General features: G+C 43.8%; 20 protein-coding genes, 1 tRNA gene and 1 riboswitch. Of the genes, 14 read left to right on the plus strand and 7 right to left on the minus strand.

Annotation, left to right across the window (positions count from 1 at the left end):
* Window positions 1-106 precede the first annotated feature (106 nt).
* On the plus strand, window positions 107-658 hold the full coding sequence (locus HYN43_RS21750) for a Uma2 family endonuclease (protein WP_119406043.1): 552 nt from the start codon (window positions 107-109) through the stop codon (window positions 656-658).
* Between the two features lie 32 nt (window positions 659-690).
* On the opposite strand, the gene HYN43_RS21755 is transcribed toward HYN43_RS21750, so the two are convergent.
* From HYN43_RS21755 to acs, 4 genes are all read right to left on the minus strand, one after another.
* Complete coding sequence (locus tag HYN43_RS21755; protein WP_091208858.1) at window positions 691-876, minus strand: CsbD family protein; 186 nt, start codon at window positions 874-876, stop codon at window positions 691-693.
* 111 nt (window positions 877-987) lie between these two features.
* Window positions 988-1,533 (minus strand): hypothetical protein, encoded by a 546-nt coding sequence (locus tag HYN43_RS21760; RefSeq protein WP_119406044.1) that lies wholly within the window; start codon window positions 1,531-1,533, stop codon window positions 988-990.
* A gap of 8 nt (window positions 1,534-1,541) precedes the next feature.
* A complete protein-coding gene (locus tag HYN43_RS21765) occupies window positions 1,542-2,072 on the minus strand; it encodes a hypothetical protein (protein ID WP_162996576.1) in 531 nt (176 codons plus the stop codon).
* A 336-nt stretch (window positions 2,073-2,408) separates the two neighbouring features.
* On the minus strand, window positions 2,409-4,337 hold the full coding sequence (gene acs / locus HYN43_RS21770; RefSeq protein WP_281024326.1) for an acetate--CoA ligase: 1,929 nt from the start codon (window positions 4,335-4,337) through the stop codon (window positions 2,409-2,411).
* Between the two features lie 409 nt (window positions 4,338-4,746).
* On the opposite strand from acs, the gene HYN43_RS21775 reads away from it, so the two are divergent.
* The 7 genes from HYN43_RS21775 to bshC all read left to right on the plus strand — a co-directional run bounded on the left by HYN43_RS21775 (window position 4,747) and on the right by bshC (window position 10,308).
* Window positions 4,747-4,932 (plus strand): hypothetical protein, encoded by a 186-nt coding sequence (locus tag HYN43_RS21775; protein ID WP_119406047.1) that lies wholly within the window; start codon window positions 4,747-4,749, stop codon window positions 4,930-4,932.
* A 274-nt stretch (window positions 4,933-5,206) separates the two neighbouring features.
* The gene (rpmB, locus tag HYN43_RS21780; protein ID WP_022830076.1) at window positions 5,207-5,440 is read left to right on the plus strand and encodes a 50S ribosomal protein L28; all 234 of its coding nucleotides are present in this window, start codon (window positions 5,207-5,209) and stop codon (window positions 5,438-5,440) included.
* An 82-nt stretch (window positions 5,441-5,522) separates the two neighbouring features.
* The gene (gene rpmG, locus HYN43_RS21785; RefSeq protein ID WP_022830075.1) at window positions 5,523-5,705 is read left to right on the plus strand and encodes a 50S ribosomal protein L33; all 183 of its coding nucleotides are present in this window, start codon (window positions 5,523-5,525) and stop codon (window positions 5,703-5,705) included.
* Between the two features lie 95 nt (window positions 5,706-5,800).
* Window positions 5,801-5,965: a DUF4295 domain-containing protein gene (locus HYN43_RS21790; protein WP_022830074.1), complete on the plus strand. Its 165-nt coding sequence runs from the start codon at window positions 5,801-5,803 to the stop codon at window positions 5,963-5,965.
* A 184-nt stretch (window positions 5,966-6,149) separates the two neighbouring features.
* Window positions 6,150-7,115, plus strand: coding sequence for a signal recognition particle-docking protein FtsY (gene ftsY, locus HYN43_RS21795; RefSeq protein WP_119406048.1), 966 nt, complete (start codon window positions 6,150-6,152; stop codon window positions 7,113-7,115).
* 103 nt (window positions 7,116-7,218) lie between these two features.
* Window positions 7,219-8,556 (plus strand): 30S ribosomal protein S12 methylthiotransferase RimO, encoded by a 1,338-nt coding sequence (rimO, locus tag HYN43_RS21800; RefSeq protein ID WP_119406049.1) that lies wholly within the window; start codon window positions 7,219-7,221, stop codon window positions 8,554-8,556.
* Window positions 8,557-8,691: 135 nt separating this feature from the next.
* Window positions 8,692-10,308, plus strand: coding sequence for a bacillithiol biosynthesis cysteine-adding enzyme BshC (gene bshC, locus HYN43_RS21805; RefSeq protein WP_119409068.1), 1,617 nt, complete (start codon window positions 8,692-8,694; stop codon window positions 10,306-10,308).
* A gap of 141 nt (window positions 10,309-10,449) precedes the next feature.
* Here bshC and HYN43_RS21810 read toward each other — a convergent pair whose 3' ends face one another.
* Entirely contained in the window at window positions 10,450-10,635 is a 186-nt protein-coding gene (locus tag HYN43_RS21810) for a hypothetical protein (RefSeq protein ID WP_119406050.1), read from the minus strand.
* Window positions 10,636-10,752: 117 nt separating this feature from the next.
* Window positions 10,753-11,754: a tRNA (adenosine(37)-N6)-threonylcarbamoyltransferase complex transferase subunit TsaD gene (gene tsaD / locus HYN43_RS21815; RefSeq protein WP_119406051.1), complete on the minus strand. Its 1,002-nt coding sequence runs from the start codon at window positions 11,752-11,754 to the stop codon at window positions 10,753-10,755.
* A gap of 228 nt (window positions 11,755-11,982) precedes the next feature.
* On the opposite strand from tsaD, the gene HYN43_RS21820 reads away from it, so the two are divergent.
* On the plus strand, window positions 11,983-16,398 hold the full coding sequence (locus tag HYN43_RS21820) for a translocation/assembly module TamB domain-containing protein (protein WP_162996577.1): 4,416 nt from the start codon (window positions 11,983-11,985) through the stop codon (window positions 16,396-16,398).
* Between the two features lie 62 nt (window positions 16,399-16,460).
* Here HYN43_RS21820 and HYN43_RS21825 read toward each other — a convergent pair.
* Window positions 16,461-16,537 (minus strand) — tRNA-Ala (locus HYN43_RS21825).
* A 263-nt stretch (window positions 16,538-16,800) separates the two neighbouring features.
* Between HYN43_RS21825 and HYN43_RS21830 the strand changes: the two genes are divergently transcribed.
* The 5 genes from HYN43_RS21830 to HYN43_RS21850 all read left to right on the plus strand — a co-directional run bounded on the left by HYN43_RS21830 (window position 16,801) and on the right by HYN43_RS21850 (window position 24,125).
* Entirely contained in the window at window positions 16,801-17,976 is a 1,176-nt protein-coding gene (locus HYN43_RS21830; protein ID WP_245446979.1) for a PQQ-dependent sugar dehydrogenase, read from the plus strand.
* A 343-nt stretch (window positions 17,977-18,319) separates the two neighbouring features.
* Window positions 18,320-18,521, plus strand: a riboswitch (cobalamin riboswitch).
* 105 nt (window positions 18,522-18,626) lie between these two features.
* A complete protein-coding gene (locus HYN43_RS21835) occupies window positions 18,627-20,702 on the plus strand; it encodes a TonB-dependent receptor plug domain-containing protein (protein ID WP_119406054.1) in 2,076 nt (691 codons plus the stop codon).
* Between the two features lies 1 nt (window position 20,703).
* Window positions 20,704-21,849 (plus strand): YncE family protein, encoded by a 1,146-nt coding sequence (locus tag HYN43_RS21840; RefSeq protein WP_119406055.1) that lies wholly within the window; start codon window positions 20,704-20,706, stop codon window positions 21,847-21,849.
* A gap of 30 nt (window positions 21,850-21,879) precedes the next feature.
* The gene (locus tag HYN43_RS21845; RefSeq protein ID WP_119406056.1) at window positions 21,880-22,767 is read left to right on the plus strand and encodes a cell surface protein; all 888 of its coding nucleotides are present in this window, start codon (window positions 21,880-21,882) and stop codon (window positions 22,765-22,767) included.
* Between the two features lie 32 nt (window positions 22,768-22,799).
* Window positions 22,800-24,125: a DUF5074 domain-containing protein gene (locus HYN43_RS21850; protein WP_119406057.1), complete on the plus strand. Its 1,326-nt coding sequence runs from the start codon at window positions 22,800-22,802 to the stop codon at window positions 24,123-24,125.
* Window positions 24,126-24,137: the final 12 nt, after the last annotated feature.

Raw genomic sequence — 24,137 nt, forward strand, 5'->3', positions numbered from 1 at the left:
ATACTCAAAAACCACAAGTTGCACTATAAAGTAAATTTCGATTGAAATTATTTAACGCGACAGCTATGTATTTGAACGCCAAACAGATTTTAGTTATATTTGATTTATGCTGATTGCTGATAAGAAAAAATACACCGCAGAGGATTATTTGATGCTGGAGGAAGGTGCGCCATTTCAGCTGATCAATTATGATTTAATTATGTCGCCTTCACCTATTCCTATCCATCAGGTAATATCCGTTAAAATCACCCAGGCAATTGCCAACTTCATGGACCAGACAAATAACTACGGTTTTTTGGTAAGTGCACCGATGGACGTGAAATTTGATGAGGGTAATATTTTACAGCCAGATATTCTATTTATATCTGCGGATAGGGTTACTGAATTGGTGAAGGACCGGGTTGAGGGTGCGCCTGATATCGTTATCGAAATATTATCACCGTCAAACGCTTATTACGATCTTCGGCAAAAGAAAGATATATACGAAAAGTTTGGTGTTAAAGAGTACATTATAATAGATCCGGTACAGGAGAATGCCGATCTCTATTTATTGCAGGATGGGGCTTATTATCTTCATCAGAAAGCTCAGAAGAATGAAACTTTAAAATCGGTGATCTTACAAGGTCTGGGTATCGAATTATCAAAGTTTTTCAAATAAAAAAGCCCCGTTCCCGGAGCTTTTTCTCATTCTTACAAACTGTTTATCCACTTCACCAGCTCATCGCGGGTTTTGCCCGTTTTTTGCTGAAGTTTTCCTAATGTTTCATCGTCTTTGCCTTCCTGCCAGGTAAGGTCATCGTCGGTAAGGTCGCCGTAGGCTTGTTTAATTTTGCCTTTCAGTTCGTTCCAGCCGCCTTTTATTTCTAATTTATCCATGATGTTTTTATTTAAATGTATATGGATAACGTATAGGAGAGGGGATGGTTTGCGAAACCCTTGCACTGGTCGAAGTTATGCTATCGCTAACCTCGACCAGTGATTAAATTATTAAAATTTATATGTGCCTTTTTCAACTCTTTCAAATATTGATTGAGGGACGCCGTTCAGTTTTGTGATGTCAGTAAACATTTCTAAATTGTTAACTTTTAAGTCCTCCCAGTTTTTGTATACAGATAGTTCCTTTAAAAATAGCATTAAGCAACTAATATATAAATCTTGACTTATAGATGTGACAAATCCTCCGTGGCTGGTGTTCCAACGACCGTGCATACGAACGCTTAGGCTGTTCTCTAATGGGTCTTTAATTGAACAGAAACAATAACTTCCGCTTGCATCCAATGCCTTTTCTTCAAGTCTAACACACTCCCATTTATTCAAACCACCATATTCAAGTGCCGTTGGCTTAAGTTGCGAATCAAAAAACTCGAAACTTCGTAACTTGTATTTATTATTTGTCGTACGTGGATAGTGGTACTTGCCATTTTCATACCGTTTTATCCAGTAAAGAATTTGGTTAGAATTCCCTGGCCATAAAAATGTTTTTGATAACAAGTCTTTATCAAATAGTGCGATCCAATCTTCTTTTAAGTCCATACCAATTTCTATTCTTTAAAGGCTTTCAGTACCTTTCTGTCCAAACCCTCACCAGGCCAAAGGGTAATCTTGTAATGATCTGTCCCCTCATCATCCTCGGGGTTTACATTTTTAATAGCATACGAGTATATGCGTACCCGGTACCGGCCTGGTGTAACAATAGCTTTCAGGATGATTTTGGTATCCGGAAAGTTCAGGATCTCCATAATGCCCGAAGTTAGTTTTACACTACCCTCAACCACATGGTCATATTTGCCGAAATCTTTTTCTGTATCGGCCGTGTGCAAAACATTCAGCTCGGCTTTTACGTGGCCAAAGCTGGCTACTTTTATGCCGATAATATCTTCGGTAGTACCTAAGCGGGCAGTTTGTGCATCGTTATTCCAAAAGGTGGTATCGCCGGTAGTGCCGGTAAATGCCGAATCGCAGAGGTAAAACTGGTTGTGGGTGGTAAAAAAATCGAGGTTGTGTTTAGTTTGTGAAAAACATAGACAGGAGATCAAGAGTAAAGAGACAAGAAGCGGCGTTATCTTCCTCATTTTAGACTTATTGTTTCCTATCTTGCTCATTTTCTACTGAGATATTTAAAAAACACCATTGCGAGTAACAAAAGCCGCGACATCTGAAGGAAATATAACATCTTCATCTTGTCATCCTGAGGAACGAAGTATCTTCTTCACCCTGTATAGCCGCCATGCAAATTGTAGAAGATGCTTCGTTCCTGGGCATGACAACGTGTTTTAAAACAAACGTCATTGCGAGGAACGAAGCAATCGCAAACTATACAGGGCGGACCTGCTAATCGGGGATTGCTTCGTGCCTCGCAATGACGAGGGATATTATACTTAGCGTTAAAATTAGCTAAAGTATTTTAATTACAAAGCTCCTGCCTTAATCTCATCAACCACAGCCGGATCAAGCAGTGTGCTGGTATCGCCCAGGTTCGAGGTATCGCCCTCGGCAATCTTACGCAAAATACGGCGCATAATTTTGCCCGAACGTGTTTTTGGCAAACCGGTTACAAACTGAATTTTATCCGGTTTGGCAATCGGGCCAATAATGCGCGATACCGTCATGATGATATCCTTGCGGGTAATATCCTCGTCACCATGTTTATCAGGGCTAACCACGTAAGCATAAACACCCTGGCCTTTAATATCGTGCGGATAACCCACCACTGCCGATTCAACCACGCTGCTGTGCATATTGATGGCGTTTTCCACCTCGGCAGTGCCGATGCGGTGACCTGATACGTTCAGCACGTCATCAACACGGCCGGTGATGCGGTAATAACCATCCTCATCGCGCAGGCAACCATCGCCGGTAAAATACATGTTTTCGTAAGTGGCGAAGTAGGTGGTACGGCAGCGCTCATGATCGCCATAAGTGGTGCGCAGCATGCCCGGCCACGGGAATTTGATACAAAGGTTTCCGCTTACGCCGTTGCCTTCAATCACTTTACCGTTTTCATCAACCAGTACAGGTTGTACGCCCGGCAGCGGTAAGGTGGCATAGCCCGGTTTGGTAGGGGTGATGCCCGCGATAGGCGAGATCATAATACCACCGTTTTCGGTTTGCCACCAGGTATCAACAATTGGGCAGCGGTTTTTGCCGATGTTATCATCAAACCAGTGCCAGGCCTCCTCATTAATAGGTTCGCCTACCGAACCTAATTTTTTAAGCGAGCTGAGGTCTTTGTTATTTACGTTATCCAGTCCGAAACTCATTAACGAGCGGATGGCCGTTGGCGCGGTATATAATATATTTACTTTAAACTTATCAACAATCTCCCAGAAACGGCCGCAATCCGGGTAGGTAGGGATCCCCTCAAACATCAGTGTAGTAGCCCCCTGCGAAAGCGGACCGTAAACAATGTACGAGTGACCGGTAATCCAGCCGATATCGGCAGTACAAAAATAAACCTCGCCCTGGTTGTACTGAAACACGTTGGCAAAAGTATAACCGGCGTAAACCATATAACCACCGCAGGTATGCACCACGCCTTTAGGTTTGCCGGTTGAACCTGAAGTGTACAGGATAAACAGCATATCCTCGGCATCCATTACCTCGGCCGGGCACTCGGGATTGCCTTGTGTTTCTACCTTTTTAATTTCATCTTCCCACCAAACATCACGGCCTTTTATCATCGAAACCGGCGTACGGCTGCGGGTAAGCACAATTACTTTTTTAACCGAACGGCATTGTACCAAAGCATCATCAATAACGGTTTTAAGCGGCACTTCCTTATTGCCGCGTTTACCACCATCGCAGGTAATTACAATGCTGCACTCGGCATCGTTTATCCTGTCGGCTATGGATTGGGCCGAAAAACCGCCAAACACTACCGAGTGGATTGCACCGATGCGGGCACAAGCTAAAACAGCTATGGCCAGCTCGGGGATCATGGGCATATAAATACATACCCGGTCGCCTTTTTTAGCGCCGTTGTTTTTAAGTACGTTGGCAAACTGGCAAACTTTATCGTGCAGCTGGCGATAGCTTAGTATGCGATGGTCTTCTTCGGGGTCGTTAGGTTCCCAGATGATGGCCGGTTTATCGCCAAGGGTTTCGAGGTGGCGATCGAGGCAGTTTTCGGTAATGTTAAGCTGCGCCCCCTGGAACCATTTTATTTTCGGTTCTTTAAAATTCCAGTCGAGTACGGTATCCCACTTCTTTTTCCATAAAAAATTATCGGCAATGCCGGCCCAGAATTGTTCGGGCTGCTCAACGCTTTGCTGGTAAACTTTTTTGTACTCTTCAAACGATGTAATTTTCATTGGTTGGTTGGTGTTTGGTTGGTAGATGAAGCTGCTGCCGGGCCTGAATTATTTCTGTAAACACAGGCCGGTAACCGTTTCATACTGGTTTAAATGGCGGCCGTAATTTAATAAATTATGTGTGATGTGTAAATTAAAATTGCATCTTTTTAAAATATTTTAAGAAGTGGTTTAGGGTGATTAGAGGTTGGAGATTAGAGGTTAGGTTTTGCCTAAACCTAAATTAAAGGTTGAGATGTATTCTGGGCTGAGCGCAGGCCGCGTTAAGGAAAGTAGTCGGCTACAGAAACTAAACGGGCACAAAGCCATCTACAATGAAGGTTGTATAAAAAGGTTGGTCTTGGTTACTGATATAGAAAACTTAGATTCCCCTTCGGTTTGATTTTTTGTGCCGGATTTGATTATCTTAACAGCCTAACCCTAACCGAATCTTTTCATGAGAAAAAACAAAACTCAACAAGAACTTGAACGGATATTTTTACTTAAAGAAAGATTTCGCCATTTAAGTACGGAAGTTATTGTGTTGCGATTAACTAATTTCAATAAGACTAATGAAATCGTTATTGCATATAAAGAAATCCTCAAAGAGCGGGGTATTGACGACTATTTATCGGTGATATGATCAAAATAGCGGTAATCAGGAATTTTTTTGTCTGAACTCGAATTAAACTAATTAAAGAATTTATCGAATTTGCTTTTCTAATTCTATTAGTTATTAAATTCCCCCAAATTCCGGTTCAGACAAAATAACCTACTACTGCCTAATAACATAACTACCAGCCTCCTCCAAAAATCTTTTTTAAAAATTTTTGAAATCACCCTTGAATATTTGATTTAAAAGTCTGATATTTGCAAACTCTTTTTGGATAAAGGGTTGATAATTAAAAATATTTGTCATGTCAAGAATTTGTGATCTAACAGGAAAAGGATCTATCGTTGGTAACAACGTTTCAAACTCAAACGTTAAAACAAAACGCAGGTTTCATCCTAACTTGAAACTTAAAAAGTTTTATATCCCTGAAGAGGATAAATGGATTACCTTAAAGGTATCTACTTCGGCGGTTAAAACTATCAGCAAAAACGGTATTACCGCCTGCATCAATAAATTTGTTAAAAAAGGCTACATTTAGTAGTTGGCTTGCAAGTTTAGCAGTATAATAAAATTGAAAAATTACGTAAGCCGTGAGGTGACACGTACAACATAAAAATAAAATGGCAAAAAAAGGCAACAGGGTTCAGGTGATTTTAGAGTGCACCGAACACAAAACAAGCGGTATGCCAGGCATGTCTCGCTATATCACCACTAAGAACAAGAAAAACACTACCGAAAGATTAGAGTTGAAAAAATTCAACCCTGTTTTACGTAAAGTAACTGTTCACAAAGAGATAAAATAATTGGTTGATGAAGTTGATTGGTTGATTAGGTTAACATGCTAACAACAAATTAACTTACTATTCAATAAGTCACTAATTCAATAAATTAACAAGAAATGGCAAAGAAAGTAGTTGCAACCCTGAAAGTAGCAGGTAAAGGCAAAGAATATTCAAAAGTGATCACCATGAATAAATCACCTAAAACCGGTGCTTATTCATTCAAAACCCAAATTGTCCCTAACGATTTAGTTAAGGATGCAATTGCTGGTAAAACTATCTAATCACTCTTTGATTAAAATATAAGAAGCCGTCTTGTTTTTACGAGAGGGCTTTTTTTGTTTGATGTGCAGATTTCAAATGTGCAGATATGCAGATGAGGATTTTCAATTTGCACATCTGAAATCCGCACATTTGCACATTTGAAATCTGCACATCTGAAATTAGCACATTTGCATATCAACGAACATGGGATTATTTGATTTTTTTAAGAAAAAGGAAAATACGCAGCAGGAACAGCAGGCGCTTGATACCGGTTTAGAAAAAACCAAGGATAACTTTTTTTCGAAGATCACCAAGGCCATCGCCGGTAAATCAACCGTTGATGATGATGTGCTTGATGAGCTGGAAGAGATCCTGGTAACATCGGATGTGGGTGTAACCACCACCCTCAAAATTATCGACCGTATTCAGGCCCGTGTTGCCCGCGATAAATACGTAAGCACCAGCGAGCTGAACACCTTGCTAAAAGATGAAATTCAGCAGCTGCTTGCCGAAAACAACAGCAACGATTTCCGCAACTTTGAATACGGCGACCATAAACCATATGTAATTATGGTAGTAGGGGTAAATGGCGTAGGCAAAACCACCACCATAGGCAAACTGGCCCACAAGCTAAAACAGGCCGGCAATAAAGTAGTATTAGGCGCTGCCGATACCTTCCGCGCTGCTGCGGTAGACCAGATCAAACTTTGGGGCGAACGTGTTGGTGTAAAGGTTGTAGCCCAGGCCATGGGTTCAGATCCGGCTTCGGTTGCTTATGATACCCTGCGTTCGGCAGTGGCTAATGAGGATGATGTGGTTATTATAGATACCGCGGGCCGCTTGCACAACAAAGTAGGCCTGATGAACGAGCTTACCAAAATTAAAAACGTAATGCAAAAGGTAATCCCCGGTGCTCCGCACGAGATTTTGCTGGTGCTGGATGCATCTACAGGGCAAAACGCTATTGAGCAATGCAAGCAGTTTACAGAGGCTACCAACGTAAATGCGTTGGCGCTTACTAAGCTTGATGGTACGGCTAAAGGTGGTGTTGTAATAGGTATTTCGGATCAGTTTAAGATCCCGGTAAAATATATAGGTGTTGGCGAAGGAATGGACCACCTGCAGTTGTTTGACAGGCAGGCATTCGTTGACTCACTATTTAAACAATAAAGTAAAAAGACGTCATTGCGAGGAACGAAGCAATCCCCGACAGGCAGGTCCGCCCTGTACAGCTTGGGATTGCTTCGTTCCTCGCAATGACGGGTTGAGAGATATGAAGACAAAGGAAATTTCACGCCCTTCGGTAAAGCAAGTCAAACCCCGTGTAAACGTGGTTACGTTAGGCTGCTCAAAAAACATCTACGATTCGGAGATATTGATGGGGCAGTTGAAGGGCAACCAGTTTGATGTGGTGCATGAGGCCGAGAAGGTAGGCAAAAATGATATTATAGTAATTAATACCTGTGGCTTTATTGATAATGCCAAGCAGGAATCGATAGATACTATTCTGCAATACAGCGAGCTTAAAGAGCAGGGTAAAGTAGGTAAGGTAATTGTAACCGGCTGCTTAAGCGAACGTTACAAACCCGAGCTTGAAGCCGAGATCACCAATGTTGATGCTTACTTCGGCACTAACGATCTGCAAAATTTGTTGGCTACTGTAGGGGCAAATTACAAGCACGAGTTAATCGGTGAGCGTTTACTAACCACCCCATCGCATTTTGCTTACTTTAAAATTGCCGAAGGGTGTAACCGTCCGTGCTCGTTTTGTGCTATCCCGTTGATGCGTGGTAAACACCTGAGCTCGCCGATGGAGCAATTGGTGGAGGATGCTAAGAAACTGGCTAAGAACGGCACTAAGGAGTTGATTTTGATAGCTCAGGATTTAACCTACTACGGTCTTGATCTTTATGGCAAACGTAATTTGGATGAGTTGCTTCGCCGTTTATCTGATGTGAATGGTATCGAGTGGATCAGGTTGCAATATGCTTACCCTTCAGGTTTCCCGATGGAGATTCTGGATGTGATGAACGAGCGTGAAAACATCTGCAAATACCTGGATATGCCATTACAGCACATTACCGATAATATGCTGAAATCGATGCGCCGTGGTATCACCAAGCAAAAAACCATCGATATTGTGAACGAAATTCGCGATCGTGTACCGGGTATTGCCATGCGTACTACGCTGATCACCGGCTACCCTGGCGAAACCCAGCAGGATTTTGAAGAGATGGCGCAATGGGTTGAGGATACCAAATTTGACCGTTTGGGCTGCTTCACCTACTCCCACGAAGAAAAAACGCATGCCCATAGTTTGGTTGATGACGTACCTGAAGAAGTGAAACAGGAACGTGCCGATGCCATCATGGAAATTCAGCAAGGCATTTCGTTTGATAAAAACCAGGAGAAGATTGGCAACACCTATAAAGTGCTGATCGATAAAAAAGACGGCGGTTATTTTGTTGGCCGCACCGAATTTGATTCGCCAGAGGTAGATAATGAAGTGTTAATTGATGCCAGCGTTGATTATGCAACCATTGGAAGCTTTGTTAACGTACAGATTAACAGCGCCGAGGACTTTGACCTTTATGGACAAATTGTAAAATAATAGTAATTTGCAGCTTGCTGTTAAGCGATTTGCGATATATAATCTAATTTCGACACCAGCAATTTTATTTAATTGCTGGTGTTTTATTTTAGATCAAAATCTGAGATCGAACACCCCAAATCCGAAATCAACAAAATGGACGCTTCCTGTATAAGTTATAAAGACACCGGTTTTTTCTCCAACACCATTGCCGATTACATCGACAATAAACCCGAGTTGCAACCTTTTTACGGTTACCGACCGGACATGGCTGGCTTTGCCGAGTTTCTAAAAAACAAGAAGGTGGTTGCTGATCGCGAAGTGCTGGTGCGTGTTTTAACCAAGCAGTATGAGTGTTTAGGCAAGGAAGCGGATAAGCTATGCTCTTATTCTACCGAGCTTACCGCTCAAAACCTGGAACTTTTAAAGCAGGATAATACATATACCATCACAACCGGTCACCAGCTCAATATCTTTGCCGGGCCGTTGTATTTTCTTTATAAAATTGCCACTGCCATTAAACTGGCTCAGCAACTAAAAGCTGCCCATCCCGGTAAAAACTTTGTACCTGTTTACTGGATGGCCAGCGAAGACCATGATTTTGCCGAGATCAACTACACCAACATTGGCGGCAAAAAAGTGCACTGGTGGTACGAGGCTTCGGGCGCGACCGGCCGTATTGATCCGGTGAGTATGCGCCAGGCGCTTAACCAGTACAAAGGAGTATTGGGCATGGAGGGCCACGCTGCTGATCTGGCCGAGATTGTGGAGACTGCCTACACCAAATTTGATAAACTGGCCGATGCTACCCGTTATTTGGTTAACTCGCTGTTCGGGCAATACGGTTTAGTAATTATCGATGCCGATGACCATGAGTTTAAAAAAGAGTTCGCGCCAATAATTGAGCAGGACATTATTGGTCAGTACAGTTTTAAAAACATTACCGAAACCAACCATAAGCTTCATGAGCTTGGTGTACATATCCAGGTTAACCCGCGCGAGATCAACTTTTTCTACCTGAAAGAGCATTTGCGCGAGCGCATTGTTTTTGAAAACGACAGCTATCACGTTTTAAACACGGAGATTAGGTTTACCGAAGCGGAGTTAAAACAGGAGATAGCAGAATACCCCGAACGCTTTAGCCCTAACGTAGTGATGCGCCCGCTATATCAGGAGTGTATTTTGCCTAACATCGCCTACATTGGCGGTGGTGCCGAAGTGGTTTACTGGCTGGAGTTGAAATCCAATTTCGATCATTATCAAATTGATTTCCCTATCCTCATCCTCCGTAACTCAGCCTTAGTTATTAAAAAAGAGCAGGCAGCTAAAGTAGAACGGATGGATCTTAAAGCCATCGACCTGTTTAAGCAAAGCGATGCCCTGCAAACCTACTGGATCAAAAAACACAGCGAACATAACCTCAGCATAGCCGAAGAATGGCGCGAGATGGAAAGCCTGTTCGAGAAAATAAAACTTCGGGCCTATAAAATCGACCCTACCCTATCGCCATCGGCTACAGCCGTGCAGGTAAGGCTAAAAAAAGCGATGGATAACCTGGAAAAGAAACTGGTTAAAGCCGAGAAACGTAACTACAGTGTGCGGTTAGAACAGCTTATTACGGTAAAGGCCGAGTTATTCCCAAAAGACAGTTTGCAAGAGCGCACTGAAAACTTCGGCCTGATGTATGTGAAATGGGGACAGGTTTTTATCGATGAGCTGATCCGCCTGTTTGAACCGCTTGATTTTAAGTTTACGGTTTTGACGGAGAAGTAAGAGTCCACTGCGTTCGCCAACACGTCATTGCGAGGAACGAAGCAATCGCACGGAAGCAAGTTCGTCTTGCACAGTTCGCGATTGCTTCGTTCCTCGCAATGACGGCTTTAATACTTTAATAATATTTATAATCTCTTTATTTTACGGCCTCACCCCATTCAAAGCATCGCGCTTAATGTACACGTATATCAATACGCCAACAACTAATGCGGCGAGTACCCAAAGCCCTACTTTGCCCTTTTTTTTGTCCTGGCGTATAAGCCACGCCATGGCGGCAATAAGCGGTATAACAAAAATGATGTAAAATATATATCCTGCTGCGTTCATGTGTCAATTAGTGAGTTAGTGAATTAATGAGTTAGTGATTTTGGGATGGCGGTTGAGTGTATTTAGCAAGTCCATAAAAATTCAATCATTCACTAACTCACCAAATCACTAATTAGCCTAAAATGCCATCCTCGCCATTGGCGCCACATCCTGCCCTACAAATTCGCCTTTTAAATATTTGTGGTAGCCCGCAATAGCAATCATGGCAGCATTATCGGTGCAGTATTCCATTTTGGGGATAAAACTGTTCCAGCCGTTCTTTTCGGCCATCTCCTGCAGGGCCAATCTTAAACCAGTATTGGCCGATACACCTCCCGCCAAAGCTACATCTTTTATACCGTACGCCTTTGCCGCTTTTTGCAGTTTATTGAGCAATATGGTGGCAATACGTTTTTCTACCGAAGCGCAGATATCAGGCAGATTTTGCTCAATGAAATCCGGGTTTTTAGCTACGTTATCGCGGATAAAATAGAGGATAGAGGTTTTTAAACCGCTAAAGCTGAAATCGTAACCGGGGATTTGTGGCTCAGGAAATTGATAAGCGTCCGGATTGCCCTGGCGTGCGTATTTATCGATGAGTGGTCCGCCTGGATAGGGCAGGCCTAAAATTTTGCTGGTTTTATCCATGGCTTCGCCCGCCGCATCGTCAAGCGTTTGGCCAACTATCTCCATGTCAAAATAATCTTTCACCAATACAATTTGGGTATGACCACCAGATACGGTAAGGCACAGGAATGGGAACGACGGCTTTTTTTCGGCAATAAAATGGGCCAGGATATGGGCCTGCATGTGGTTAATTTCGATTAGGGGGATCTGTTTGGCCAGCGCAAAGGCCTTGGCAAATGATACGCCTACCAAAAGTGAACCTAAAAGTCCTGGTCCGCGCGTAAAAGCTACCGCATCAATATCATTTTTGCTTACTTTTGCCTTCGCTAATGCCTGTTGCACAGCCGGAACAATATTTTGTTGATGAACCCTCGAGGCGAGCTCGGGTACAACACCTCCGTAAGCTTCGTGGATGGTTTGATTGGCAATAACATTGCTCAAAATCGCGCCATCGGCACAAACCGACGCCGAGGTTTCGTCACATGATGATTCGATTGCTAATATTACGGGCACGTTTTATATTAATTATTGATTTATTGAGTTAGTGAATTAGTGATTTATCAATTAGCGGCAAACTATCTCCCGATAAAATTGTAAAGGGATAGTACTGAAATCACTAATTCATTAATTCGCTAATTAAACCGCAAAGTTATTAAAAAAGTACTCAATATATTCCTCGGGCTGGTATTGTTCATTTTATTGACACTGAGCATACTTTTACTTACGTTTCAGTTTAAACCGGTGCAAACCTGGGCCGCAAAAAAAGCGGCGGCGTACCTGGCTGGTGAATTGCATACCAAGGTAGGCATCCAGAGTTTGTATTTAAGGCCGTTCAGTTCGGTTGTTATCGAAGGGCTTTACATTATTGATAAGCAAAAGGACACTATTTTAAGCACGCCCAAGCTTGCGGTTGATATTAAGGATTTTTACCTGTTCAGCAGTATCAAGCAGCGTACCATCAATTTTTCTAATATCGAGTTGGATAATGGCTCTTTCTACCTCAAAAAACAAAAGGACAGCACCACCAACCTTCAGTTTATTATCGATTATTTTAACTCGGGCGATACTACCAAAAAGCCGGAACCCGCAAAAACAGCGAGCAAACCCTGGACGCTGAATTTCGACAGGATCGCCATCAATAATTTCCATTTCCGTTACAAAAATCACCTGCGCGATACCGTAATGGCAGGTGTTAATTTTAACGACCTGGATGTGCAACATTTCAGCACCGTGATATTGGGCATGGATTTGAAGAGCCACCTGTTTAAGGGTAATATCCAAAGCCTGAGTCTGCACGAAAAGAGTGGTTTCACGGTTAAACACTTTTCATCGGATGCCGTTATCGATACCAACCAGATTAAACTGAACCGGCTGGCGATCCAAACCCCTCGGTCGGACCTGAAAGATTTTTTCTGGATGAAATTTAAATCATTTGATGATTTTGATGATTTTGAAAATAAGGTGCGCATGGATGCAAACTTTAAATCGTCGCGCATTTCATCATCAGATATCGCATATTTTACAAGCGCGCTCGAAAAAGTGAGTTTTGATCTGGGTATCGACGGGCAGGCCAAAGGCATAGTGAATAACCTTAACGCCAAACATGTTACCATTACCGGCGGGCAGGCTACATTTTTAAAAGGCGATTTCAAGCTGCATAACCTTACTGATTGGGATAATGCCTTCCTCGAACTGAAATTTGACCAGGTGGCATCCAACAAAAAAGATCTGGATTATTTGATCGGCCGGTTTTCGGGCGATGCTACCAACAAAGCGCCATCTGTGGTTTCAAAATTCGGCAACTTCAATTTCAGTGGCAGGTTTACCGGTTCGCAAAATGACTTTGTGGCCTATGGCGTGTTCAAAACCGCGCTCGGCAGGTTTGATTCGGATATCAACCTGAAAATTGATAAAAATGACCGCCCAAGTTATAGTGGCCGGGTTAATGCCTATGCCTTTGACCTGGGCAGCCTGATTGATGAAAAAGACCTCGGTCGGGCTACTTTTGCGGCTAACATAAAAGGCAGCGGCAGCGAAATAAAAACGCTGGTTGAAGATGTGGATGCCAAAATTGCCAATGTTACTTATAACAAATACACCTATAACAACCTAAAGGTTAAAGGTACTTTTATAAGGCAACTGGCCGACGCCCATATTACCGTTAACGACAAGAATATTAAGCTTGATTTAAAAGGCAAAGTAAACCTCAACCCGGCATTACCAACTTATGATCTGGCTGCCAACATCAAGGAAGCCAATCTTAACAAGCTTGGCTTTAGCAAAGATACCATCAGCATCAGTACTCAACTTAAAACCAAATTCAGGGGTAATGACCTGCACGACCTGGAGGGAGAAATCCTGTTTTCGCCTGCAAGGATAGTTGATGTAAACCATAACTATGTAGTTGATTCATTATACCTCTCGGCTGTAGGCCAGGGTACCAACCGGGCTATTACCTTACGTTCAGACTTCGCAGATGGCAGCATTAAAGGTAAGTATGATCTGGCTACCTTGCCATCGTACTTTAAAACCATCGTTAAAAAGTATATCCCATCCATCAAAACTACTATTGTGCCGCCAAAGCCCGAGAAGTTTGATTTTAACCTCACACTTAAAAATCTCGACCCATTGCTGGCAGTTTTTGCACCCGATATCAAAATTCCGGAGCAAGGTAACCTGGTAGGGCAGTTTGACTCGGACAATAAAACCGCTACCCTATCTGGCTATATCAAAACACTTAAATATGGTAAAATAGTGTTTCACGATGTTATCCTGGATGAAAACACTACCGATGATATGCTCGGTGTCAACCTCTCGCTCAAAAGGATTGATATAACTGATAGCCTTTTTATAAAAGACATCAACATTACCAACTTTTTGAAACATGATAGCCTTAACTTCAACATCAAGCTTTCGGATAAAAACGCCGTAAACCAGCTGGATTTGTACGGCCTTGTGGAGTTTGGGCGCGATACAACGGCCAAACTTGCACTGCTGCCATCGGATGTGATACTGGAAAAAGAGAAATGGAAAATAGAAGATAAGGTGCGCATCCGTTTGCTGGATGGCAAAACGCAGATCTCGGGCTTCGAGCTGTCAAACGGACCGCAAAAAGTGTTTATCGATGGTTTTATATCTGATAACCCGGCCGATGAGCTGAAGCTTACCTTCCAGAAGTTTAACATGCGTACGCTTAACCAGCTTACCAAAACATCGGGCATATTTTTACACGGATATCTTGACGGGGATATTAAGGCCACATCGGTACTGAAATCGCCCGGCGTTGATTCACATCTCACCATCGATTCGCTTACCATGAACAAAACGCTGGTGGGCAATGTAAAGCTTACTTCAAGCCTGGGTAATGATCGTAAAAAGGCCGATATCAGCATGAATATTATTAACCGTGGCCTCGAGACAATGAACATCGGCGGTTCATATTATTTTGCCCGCGACAGCGTTGAAAACAATCTTGATTTTGATGTAAAAATGAACCAGACCGAGGCCATTATATTTGAGCCTTTTGTAAAAGACCTGGTATCAAACCTCAAGGGTCATATCTCAACCGATTTGAAGCTTACCGGCAAACTCTCCAACCCGCAACTTAACGGTAACCTTACCCTGGTTAACACCGGGCTTACGGTTAACTATTTAAAAACGGCCTACACTATTAATAACAGGCTTGATGTTAATAACAGCATTATCAGCCTTAAGGATGTGGTGTTGCACGATATTAAAAAAGGCATAGGCACCGCTAATGGCACGGTGAATTTGAATAACCTATCTAACCCGGATATTGATGTTACCTTGAAAGCCGAAAACCTGATGGCGCTGAATACCAGCTTTAAGGACAACCACCTTTATTATGGTACGGCTTATGGTACAGGCACTTTCAGTTTTAAAGGCCCGGTTGATAACATGAAAATTGATATCACGGCCAGCACCAATGCGGGCACGGTATTTAACATCCCGCTCAATACCTCATCAACTGCCAGCAATTATGATTTTATAACCTTTGTAAGCCATAGCGATACCGCCAAAGTTGCCCCCAAAGAAAAGGCATTTAACGGCGTTACCCTTAATTTTGATTTAAGCGCCGACGAACAAACCACTGTACGGATAGCAACTGATTACGGCAGACTGGAAGGCAGCGGCGTTGCGCACAACCTGAAACTGAACATCAACAGCCTGGGCGATTTTGAAATGTACGGCGATTACCTCATCTCGTCGGGCAAGTTTGAGTTCACGGCCAAAAACTTTATCAGCAAAAACTTTACGGTAAGCCAGGGAGGTACCATCAGGTGGACAGGCAACCCGTCAAACGCAGAGATTAACCTGCGTGCACTATACGAGGTGCGTACTACCAAAGCGCCGCTGTATGCAGCCGCGGGTTTACAGGCACCATCTGCCGGACAGCAAACCCTGGTACAGGCCGAACTGATCCTGACCAAATCGCTCTTGCAACCAACCATTGATTTCGACTTTAACTTCCCTACAGATCCATCGGTTAAGGATGATCTTGCCACCTATCTTGCCGACGCCAATAACCGCAGCCAGCAGGCCATCAGCATTATAGTACGTCGTAACTTTACGGCTAACAGCAACGATTTAACAAACCAGGTATTAGGAACGGCCGGCGAGGCGGCAAGCGAGTTTGCATTTAATAAGCTGAACAACCTGATTGCACAATCAAACATCCGTAACTTCGATTTAAATATCCGGTCGTTTAGTGATGCCAGTATTGCAGCGCGTTTTTATGATAACCGCTTATCCTTTAGCGGCAGCTTGTACAGCAACAATGGCTCGAACGATTTGTTCAACAGCAATAACAACAACCTGTTTAACCAAAAATTCAATACCCTGACACGGGATTTTGAGATCCTATATAAAATCCGGCGGGATGGCAACCTTACCGCGCGCTATTCATACCGGGCACTAAACAACGTAACGCTAAGTAGTTTAACCGATGCCTCACTTACCCAGTATGTAAATGGTTTTGGCCTGGTATATCAACGGGATTTTGACACTTTCGGCGAGTTTATCCGCAATATTTTCAGGCAGGGCCGCCGGAAGAATGCCCCAATTAACCCTAACCCGGTTCCAAACCCTAATTCATCAACCCCGGCAGTAAAGCATGATGAGGATGAGGATCAGTAAACATTCAGATTAAAAGATTTGATAAAAAAAAGCACCTGCTTTTGCAGGTGCCTGATATTTTGTGGTGGAGAATATCGGAGTCGAACCGATGACCTCTTGCATGCCATGCAAGCGCTCTAGCCAGCTGAGCTAATCCCCCGTTGGTGGGCTGCAAATATAGTATAAGTTGCACATATCTAAAATATAATTTATTTTTTTTAGCAGGCGCAATTTAACATCCTCTTAATCATTAGTTTTTTAAAACCTAACCTCTAATCTCCACCCTCTAATCACTAACACCCCCGTGTAACGAAACCCATACACAAAAACCACCCTGCATTTTATTTTGTTGGTTATATTTGAGTCCGACATCTGTATTGTTAACAGTTAATCATCATGCCAATAACCAACAAATCTATTTTAATGGCTGCTTTATGCGCGGGCGCTTTCATCGGGCAGGTAAAAGCGCAGTCGTTGCCGCCGGTTGAAACCCAGAAAGCAAACAGCGATTATAAACCTGCCGTTGCGGGCCAAACCCGCATAGGCGGTACGCAAACCCAAACCAAACTAAATGTTATGGTGATCAATAAACAACTTAAATCGCCATGGGCTTTGCGTTGTTTGCCTGATGGCCGCTTTTTAATTACCGAGAAAGGCGGTGCCATGAAGATATTAAAGGCCGATGGCAGCTTTGATAAAAACATTACGGGCCTGCCTGCCATTGCCGTTGGCGGCCAGGGCGGTTTGCTGGATGTTAATTTCGATTCGGCATTCGCTAAAAACCGCACCTTATTCTGGACTTACTCTGAGCAGGCTGATGGCGGTTTTCAACTGGCCGTAGCTAAAGGACAACTCTCTGCCGATGACAGCAAGCTTGAAAATGTACAGGTAATTTACCATGCCAAACCGGCTTATAATGGTCATTTGCAGTTCGGTTCGCGCGTGGTGTTTGATAAGCAGGGCAATTTATTTGTAAGTACCGGCGAGCACGGTGCCGAGGATATCCGCATGAAAGCCCAGGATCTGGGTGCCGCAGTAGGCAAGGTTGTACACATTACCCGCGATGGCAAACCTGTTCCCGGCGGACCATTTGCCGGCAAGAGTGGTGTGTTACCCGAAATTTATGCCTATGGTTTACGTAATCCCGAAGGCATGACCATGAACCCTTTAACCGACGAGTTATGGGAAGCAGAATTTGGCCCGCGGGGTGGCGATGAGATCAATATCATCCGGCCGGGTAAAAATTATGGCTGGCCGGTGGTTACTTATGGCATTGAGTACAGCGGGAAACAGGTAGGGGACGGCATCCAGCAAAAGGAGGGCGTTACACAGCCAATATATTATTGGGATCCGAGCATCTCGCCCTGTGGCATCACTTTTTACACCGGCAACCTCATTCCCGAATGGAAAAACAATTTGTTTGTTGGTGCCCTCGGCGGCTCGCATATTGCCCGCCTGGTGATTAAAAACAACAAAGTAGTGGCCGAAGAACGCTTGCTTAAAGATAAAAACGAACGCTGGCGATCATTAGTTACCGGGAAGGATGGCGCTTTGTACGGTGTTACTGATAATGGTAATTTATATAGGATAGGGAAGTAATATTTGCTTTAACGTCATGCCGATTTATTTCGGCATCCCACAGGAAAGGTAGCCGCGCTGCTTAGCATGGTTGCTTAGCAAGTGGGATGTTGAAACAAGTTCAGCATGACGTTTAAAATGGGTGTCATGCTGAGCGCGTCGAGGCATGGTGGGCAGGGCCTTTACGCGCGACTCTTCGACAGGCTCAGAGTGACAGGCCCGCCCGCCTAATCTCATATTCTCTTTCATAGGCCTGGCTTTTACTTACCTCAATGACATTTCTGTTTTATCCCTCCCCAACACACCCCACCCCTCCCAAATGGTCATTTTACATTCCCCATTATTTAATTAAAACTTTAATACATACCTTTGCCTTGCTTTTGGTTCACGGATACAATTAACACCCGTGATTAAAAGGGAACCCGGTGTAAATCCGGGACTGTCCCGCAGCTGTAAGCTCCATAACACCAAAGCCCATTCTTATTGTCACTGTTAGCCGTTTGGCTGATGGGAAGACAGGGCCGGGGGGAGTAAGTCAGAATACCTGCCATAGCACATATTGATTCATAGCTTTCGGGGATTGAAGCTGGAATGAGGATACCTTTCGTGTATTTCATTTTTTGTTATTCGTCGTTCTGTTTGCTGTGAGGTTTTTTTAACCCACAACACTCATGGATTTAACTGTGCGCCAAACGCCCGCAAAGCGTAATGGCTGTATTCAAGGCATCGTATGGCTTGTTTCCTTCGGGATGGCAAGCGTTTTTTGTTGTGCGCAGGTTTCGGCACAAAACCGGGTTGTAAAAAAAGATACCACTCAGAAAGATTCAGCCAAAATTCATCAGCTTAAACAGGTAGAGATAAAAGGTGCCAAAGCCGATGTTCGTAATATTTCCCCCACACCGGTTCAGGTTTTAAAAGGCGAGCAGCTGCAAAGGCTCAATAGCCTTTCGGTTGCCGATGCGCTCCGGCTTTTTAGTGGTGTGCAGTTGAAAGATTATGGCGGCGTTGGTGGTTTGAAGACAGTTAACATCCGAAGCCTTGGCAGCAGTCACGTAGCTATATTTTACGATGGTGTAGAACTGCAAAACGCCCAGAACGGGCAGGTTGACCTTGGTCGTTTCTCGCTCGATAATATGGACGAGGTTGATCTTTACAACGGCCAGAAAAGCGAAACGTTCCAGGCGGCCAAAGGTTTCTCGGCGGCCAGTTCCATCTACCTGCAAAGTGCTAAGCCTAAATTTGAGCCAGACGAGCATACGCATATCCGCTTCGGCTATAAAACAGGTTCGTTCGGGCTTAATAATCCTTCTGTACTGTGGCAGCAAAAGATCAATAAAAACACCTCTGCCTATTTCAGTACCGAATGGATAAAAGCCAACGGCCGTTACAAGTTCAGGTATACCAACGGCGTTTATGACACCACGGCGGTACGTAACAATACTGATGTAGAATCATACCGGGTTGAAGGTGGTATCAACAGCTATTCGGAAAGCGGCGAATGGAATGTTAAGGTGTACAGCTATACCTCAAACCGCGGGCTGCCGGGCGCTATCGTATCTAATAAATTTAACTATACTCAGCGCCAGTGGGACCGCAACCAGTTTATCCAGGCCAACTATGAAAGTAATTCGCACAAGCGTTACACCATAGGCCTCATTGCAAAATATGCTGATGATTATCTGCGCTATCTCGACCCCGAATTTGTTACTACCACTGGCTTTTTAGATAACCGTTTCAATCAGCACGAGCTTTACTTTTCAGTAGCCAACCGTTATCGTATTTTGCCGGTTTGGGATGTTGATCTATCTACTGATTATCTGCGCAATACCCTCGATGCAAACCTGTATCGTTTCCCATATCCAACACGCAACCAGGAGCTGGTTTCTTTAGCCTCGCAGCTTAAGTTAAAACGCTTTAACCTTCAGGCATCTGTATTGGGCACTTTTGTTGATGATCGGGTAAAGTTGTATGAAGGTGCCGGTAATAAAACAGAATACACTCCGGCGGTGACGGCATCATTGCAGGTCTCGCCTGATTTGATGTTGCGCGCCTTTTATAAAAACATTTTCCGCCTGCCTACCCTTAATGAGCTTTATTACACCTTTGTTGGCAATACGCTGCTTAAACCCGAATATGCAAAGCAGTACGATATCGGCGCTACCTATAACCGCCATTTTGTTGATGGATTTATCTCTTCATTCTCCATCCAGGCCGATGCTTATTATAACAAAGTAAAAGACAAGATCATCGCCGCCCCCGGCCTAAACCTGTTCAGGTGGACTATGTATAACCTGGGCGATGTTAATATCAAAGGCGCTGAAGTAAATATGCAGCTTGCCAAACAGGTTTCGCGGGATCTTAGCTTGAATGCTACCATCAACTATACCTGGCAGCAGGCTTTTTATACCGATAACGGGATAACCTATCACTATAACATCCCTTACGTGCCAACCAACAGTGTGTCGTTTACGGCATCGGCAGATTATAAAAGTTTCGGCTTTAATTATAGCTACCTGTACACCGGTTCGCGCTACAGCCAGCTGAGCGATGATCAAAACCATATTTATAACTACTTACAGCCATGGTATACACATGATTTGGCTGTAAACTACCTCACCAAAATTTACAGGCATAAAACCCGGTTCAGTATCGAGGTAAATAACATCCTGAACCAGGACAGGGAGATCATTGCCAACTTCCCGATGCCGCGGCGCTTTTACCGCTTTAAACTAAGTTATAGCATTTGATATGATAAAGAAATTTAAAATAGCCCTACATCTACCCGTTGCACTGTTTGTGGTATTACTTGCGGTATCGTGCCGCAAGGCCCCGCAGGTAATACCCGGGCAGGTTGAACAAATTTTTACCGGTGATGCCTCAAGCACCATCAAGGGTATGTACCTGCTTAACGAGGGCAACATGAACATGAACAAAGCCTCGTTGGATTTTGTGAACTTCCGCACCGGTATTTACGAGCGCAATATTTATAATAAAGCCAACCCGGCAGTAACTAAAGGGTTGGGGGATGTAGGTAATGATATTGGCATCTATGGCTCAAAAATGTATGTGGTGGTCAATATCTCTAATAAGGTAGAGGTGTTGGATGTTAAAACTGCCAAAAAATTAGGGCAGATAGATATTGTAAACTGCCGCTATGTAACTTTTCATAACAACAAAGCCTATGTAAGCGCCTATCTGGGTAAAGTTGGCGATCCTAAAGCGCCCAATGGTATCGTTGCCGAAATTGATACTACCACCTTACAGATCACCCACAGGGTAACCGTTGGCAGGCAGCCGGAAGAAATGGCTATTGTAGGCGAGAAATTATATATAGCCAATTCGGGCGGCTATAGTCCTACCGATTACGAACGTACTGTTTCAGTGATTGATCTGGCTTCGTTTACCGAAACCAAGCGCATTGATGTAGCCATTAACCTGGACAGGGTAAAAGCCGATAAATACGGCGACCTGTACGTAACCTCCCGCGGCGACTACTATACTATCCCATCCAAATTATTTGTAATAGATACCCATACGGATGCAGTAAAAAAGGTATTTGACATAGCTGCCAGCAACCTGTGGATTGATGATGATATCGCCTACATCTACAGTACCGAATGGAGTTATCCGCAACAAAAAAATACTATCAGTTATTCGATGCTCAACGTCAAGGACGAAACCGTGCTGAGCAGCAAATTTATTACCGATGGTACCGACCAGAAAATTGTAGTACCCTACGGCATTGCCGTTAACCCCCTAACCAAAGATGTTTTTGTTACCGATGCCGGCAATTACGTGGCATCGGGTACGCTTTATTGTTTCGACAAAAACGGCCGCAAAAAATGGCAGGTAGTAGGGGGCGATATCCCGGCGCACATGGCCTTTGTTTATTAATCCAGTTCATTTTAAATACAACCAGCTTTTATGAAAAAACAACAACTTAAACTACTGATACTTCTCGGCGCGTTGTCCGCCTTTACCTGGGCATCCTGCACAAAGGATAAAACTACCGAAGTTAAACCGCAGGAAGCTCCGATCCGCCCGGTTTCCCCCTCAAGTAATGCTTACGTAACCACTTTGTTTGATTTCAACCCTGCACCGGGGCAGTTTACTAATACCGGCTTAGGTGATACTGCGGCGGCTAAAGCAACCCTTAAAACAGATCAGGGTTTGGTAAGCCTTGGCGGCTGGGGTGGTTACATTGTTGTAGGCTTTGATCATACCGTATTGAACGCCGATGGCAAAACAGATTTTGTGGTTTACGGCAACGCCTTCGAAAAATTTGCCGAACCCGGCGTGATCTGGGTAATGCAGGATAAAAACGGCAACGGCAAACCCGATGATACCTGGTACGAGATTGAAGGAAGTGCATCGCACAAGGATGGCTACATACGTAACTACTCGGTAACCTACACCCGCCCGGCCTGCGATACCTGCAGCGTACCATGGAAAGATAATAAAGGCAATACCGGCGTGGTACAAACCAACATATTCCACACACAAGCCTACTACCCTATCGGCATTAAAGCAAATACCTACACTTTAACCGGAAGCCTGCTGCCATCAAGCAATATCAATATGGATGACCCAACTTTTATCACCAGCGCATCATTTGATTATGGTTATGCCGATAATACAGGTGGTGGCGACAAGATTGATATCAGCAGCGCCATTGATGATAAAGGCAATAAAGTAAGCCTTAAAGGTATCGACTTTATTAAAGTACAAACCGGCATCCTGGCCAATATGGGCTGGCTGGGCGAGCAATCAACCGAGTTTACCGGTGCTGCCGATCTGAGCCTGCTTAAATAATTACGCACTAATAGTTTAAACTCAATATTATAATGAAAAAAACAAGTACTCTTAAATTAGGAATCGGCGTGTTGGCCCTTTCTTTAATGGCTTTGGCATCCTGCAAAAAAGATAACACCGAAGGCCTGGTAACCAAACTGGCCATCACATCGGCCGGCGGCAATGATACCACCAGCGTTGGCAGCGCTATTACATTTACCCCAACCGTAAGTACTAAAACAGGCGTTACCTATAGCTGGACGGTAAACGGCATTGTAAAAGGAACCGGCGCTACATTTACCTACAGGCCTGAAGCCCGCGGAGATTACCAAATTGCTTTTAAAGTTATTGCTGCCCTTAGCTCGGATGTTATTAATTACAAGGTTCACGTTTACGCTAAATACGAAAATGGCTTTTTTATAGCTAACGAAGGCTGGTTTGGCCATGGCACAGGCACCCTGAGCTTTTACCGCTTTAACACCCGCGCAAAAGAAGACAGCATTTTTGAAAAGGAAAATCCCGGCAAAAACCTCGAACCAAAAACATCCTCTTTGGAGTATGGAACCATCTTTAACAACAAACTGGTACTGGTATCCAAATCGGGCGGGCCGGTTGTTGTAACCGATGCTTACTCGTTAAAACAGCTGGGCCGCATCCCTGCAGCCGGTGGTAAAAACTGGATGGCATTTGTTGGCGTGAGCGATACCAAAGGATTGTTAAGCTCTGGCGATGGTATTTATCCATTCAATTTAACAACCTATACAACAGGCACCAAATTAGCAGGCATCAGTGGCACCGTTGGCGATATGATTAAAGCCGGAAATTACGTGTTTGCTTTATCAGAAACTGATGGTGTTGTTGTGATAAACGCGGCTACCAATGCAGTAGTTAAAAAAATTGCCGGGATGGATGTGGCATTTGCCAAAACTCCGGATGGCTCTGTTTGGGCTGCCGGCAGTACATCGCTCATTAAAATTAACCCCTCAACACTGGCTGTTACTACTGTTGCCTTACCTTTTACCGCTTACGGCACCTGGTTTGCATGGCATCCGGGTTCAATTACCGCATCAACCAAAAACAATACGGTTTATATTGCCAACAACGGTATGTTTAGCGGTGCTACTACCATTTATAAATATGATGGTACCGCTGCCTCTGTACAAACACCGTTAATTACTATTCCGGCAGGTAAAGAGCTTTATGGTGCAGGTGTTAAATATATCCCTCAAACAAATCAGCTGGCGGTAACCACTGTCGAGTCGGGATTTGGGGCCCACTTCGCTGCCAACAATCTTTATTTTTATAATACTTCGGGTACGCTTGCGCGTAATCTTACTTATTCGGGCTATTACTTCCCGGCAACACCTTTTACTTATTAATCATCTAAAAAA

Source organism: Mucilaginibacter celer (assembly GCF_003576455.2).
In the GTDB taxonomy this organism is placed as follows: domain Bacteria; phylum Bacteroidota; class Bacteroidia; order Sphingobacteriales; family Sphingobacteriaceae; genus Mucilaginibacter; species Mucilaginibacter celer.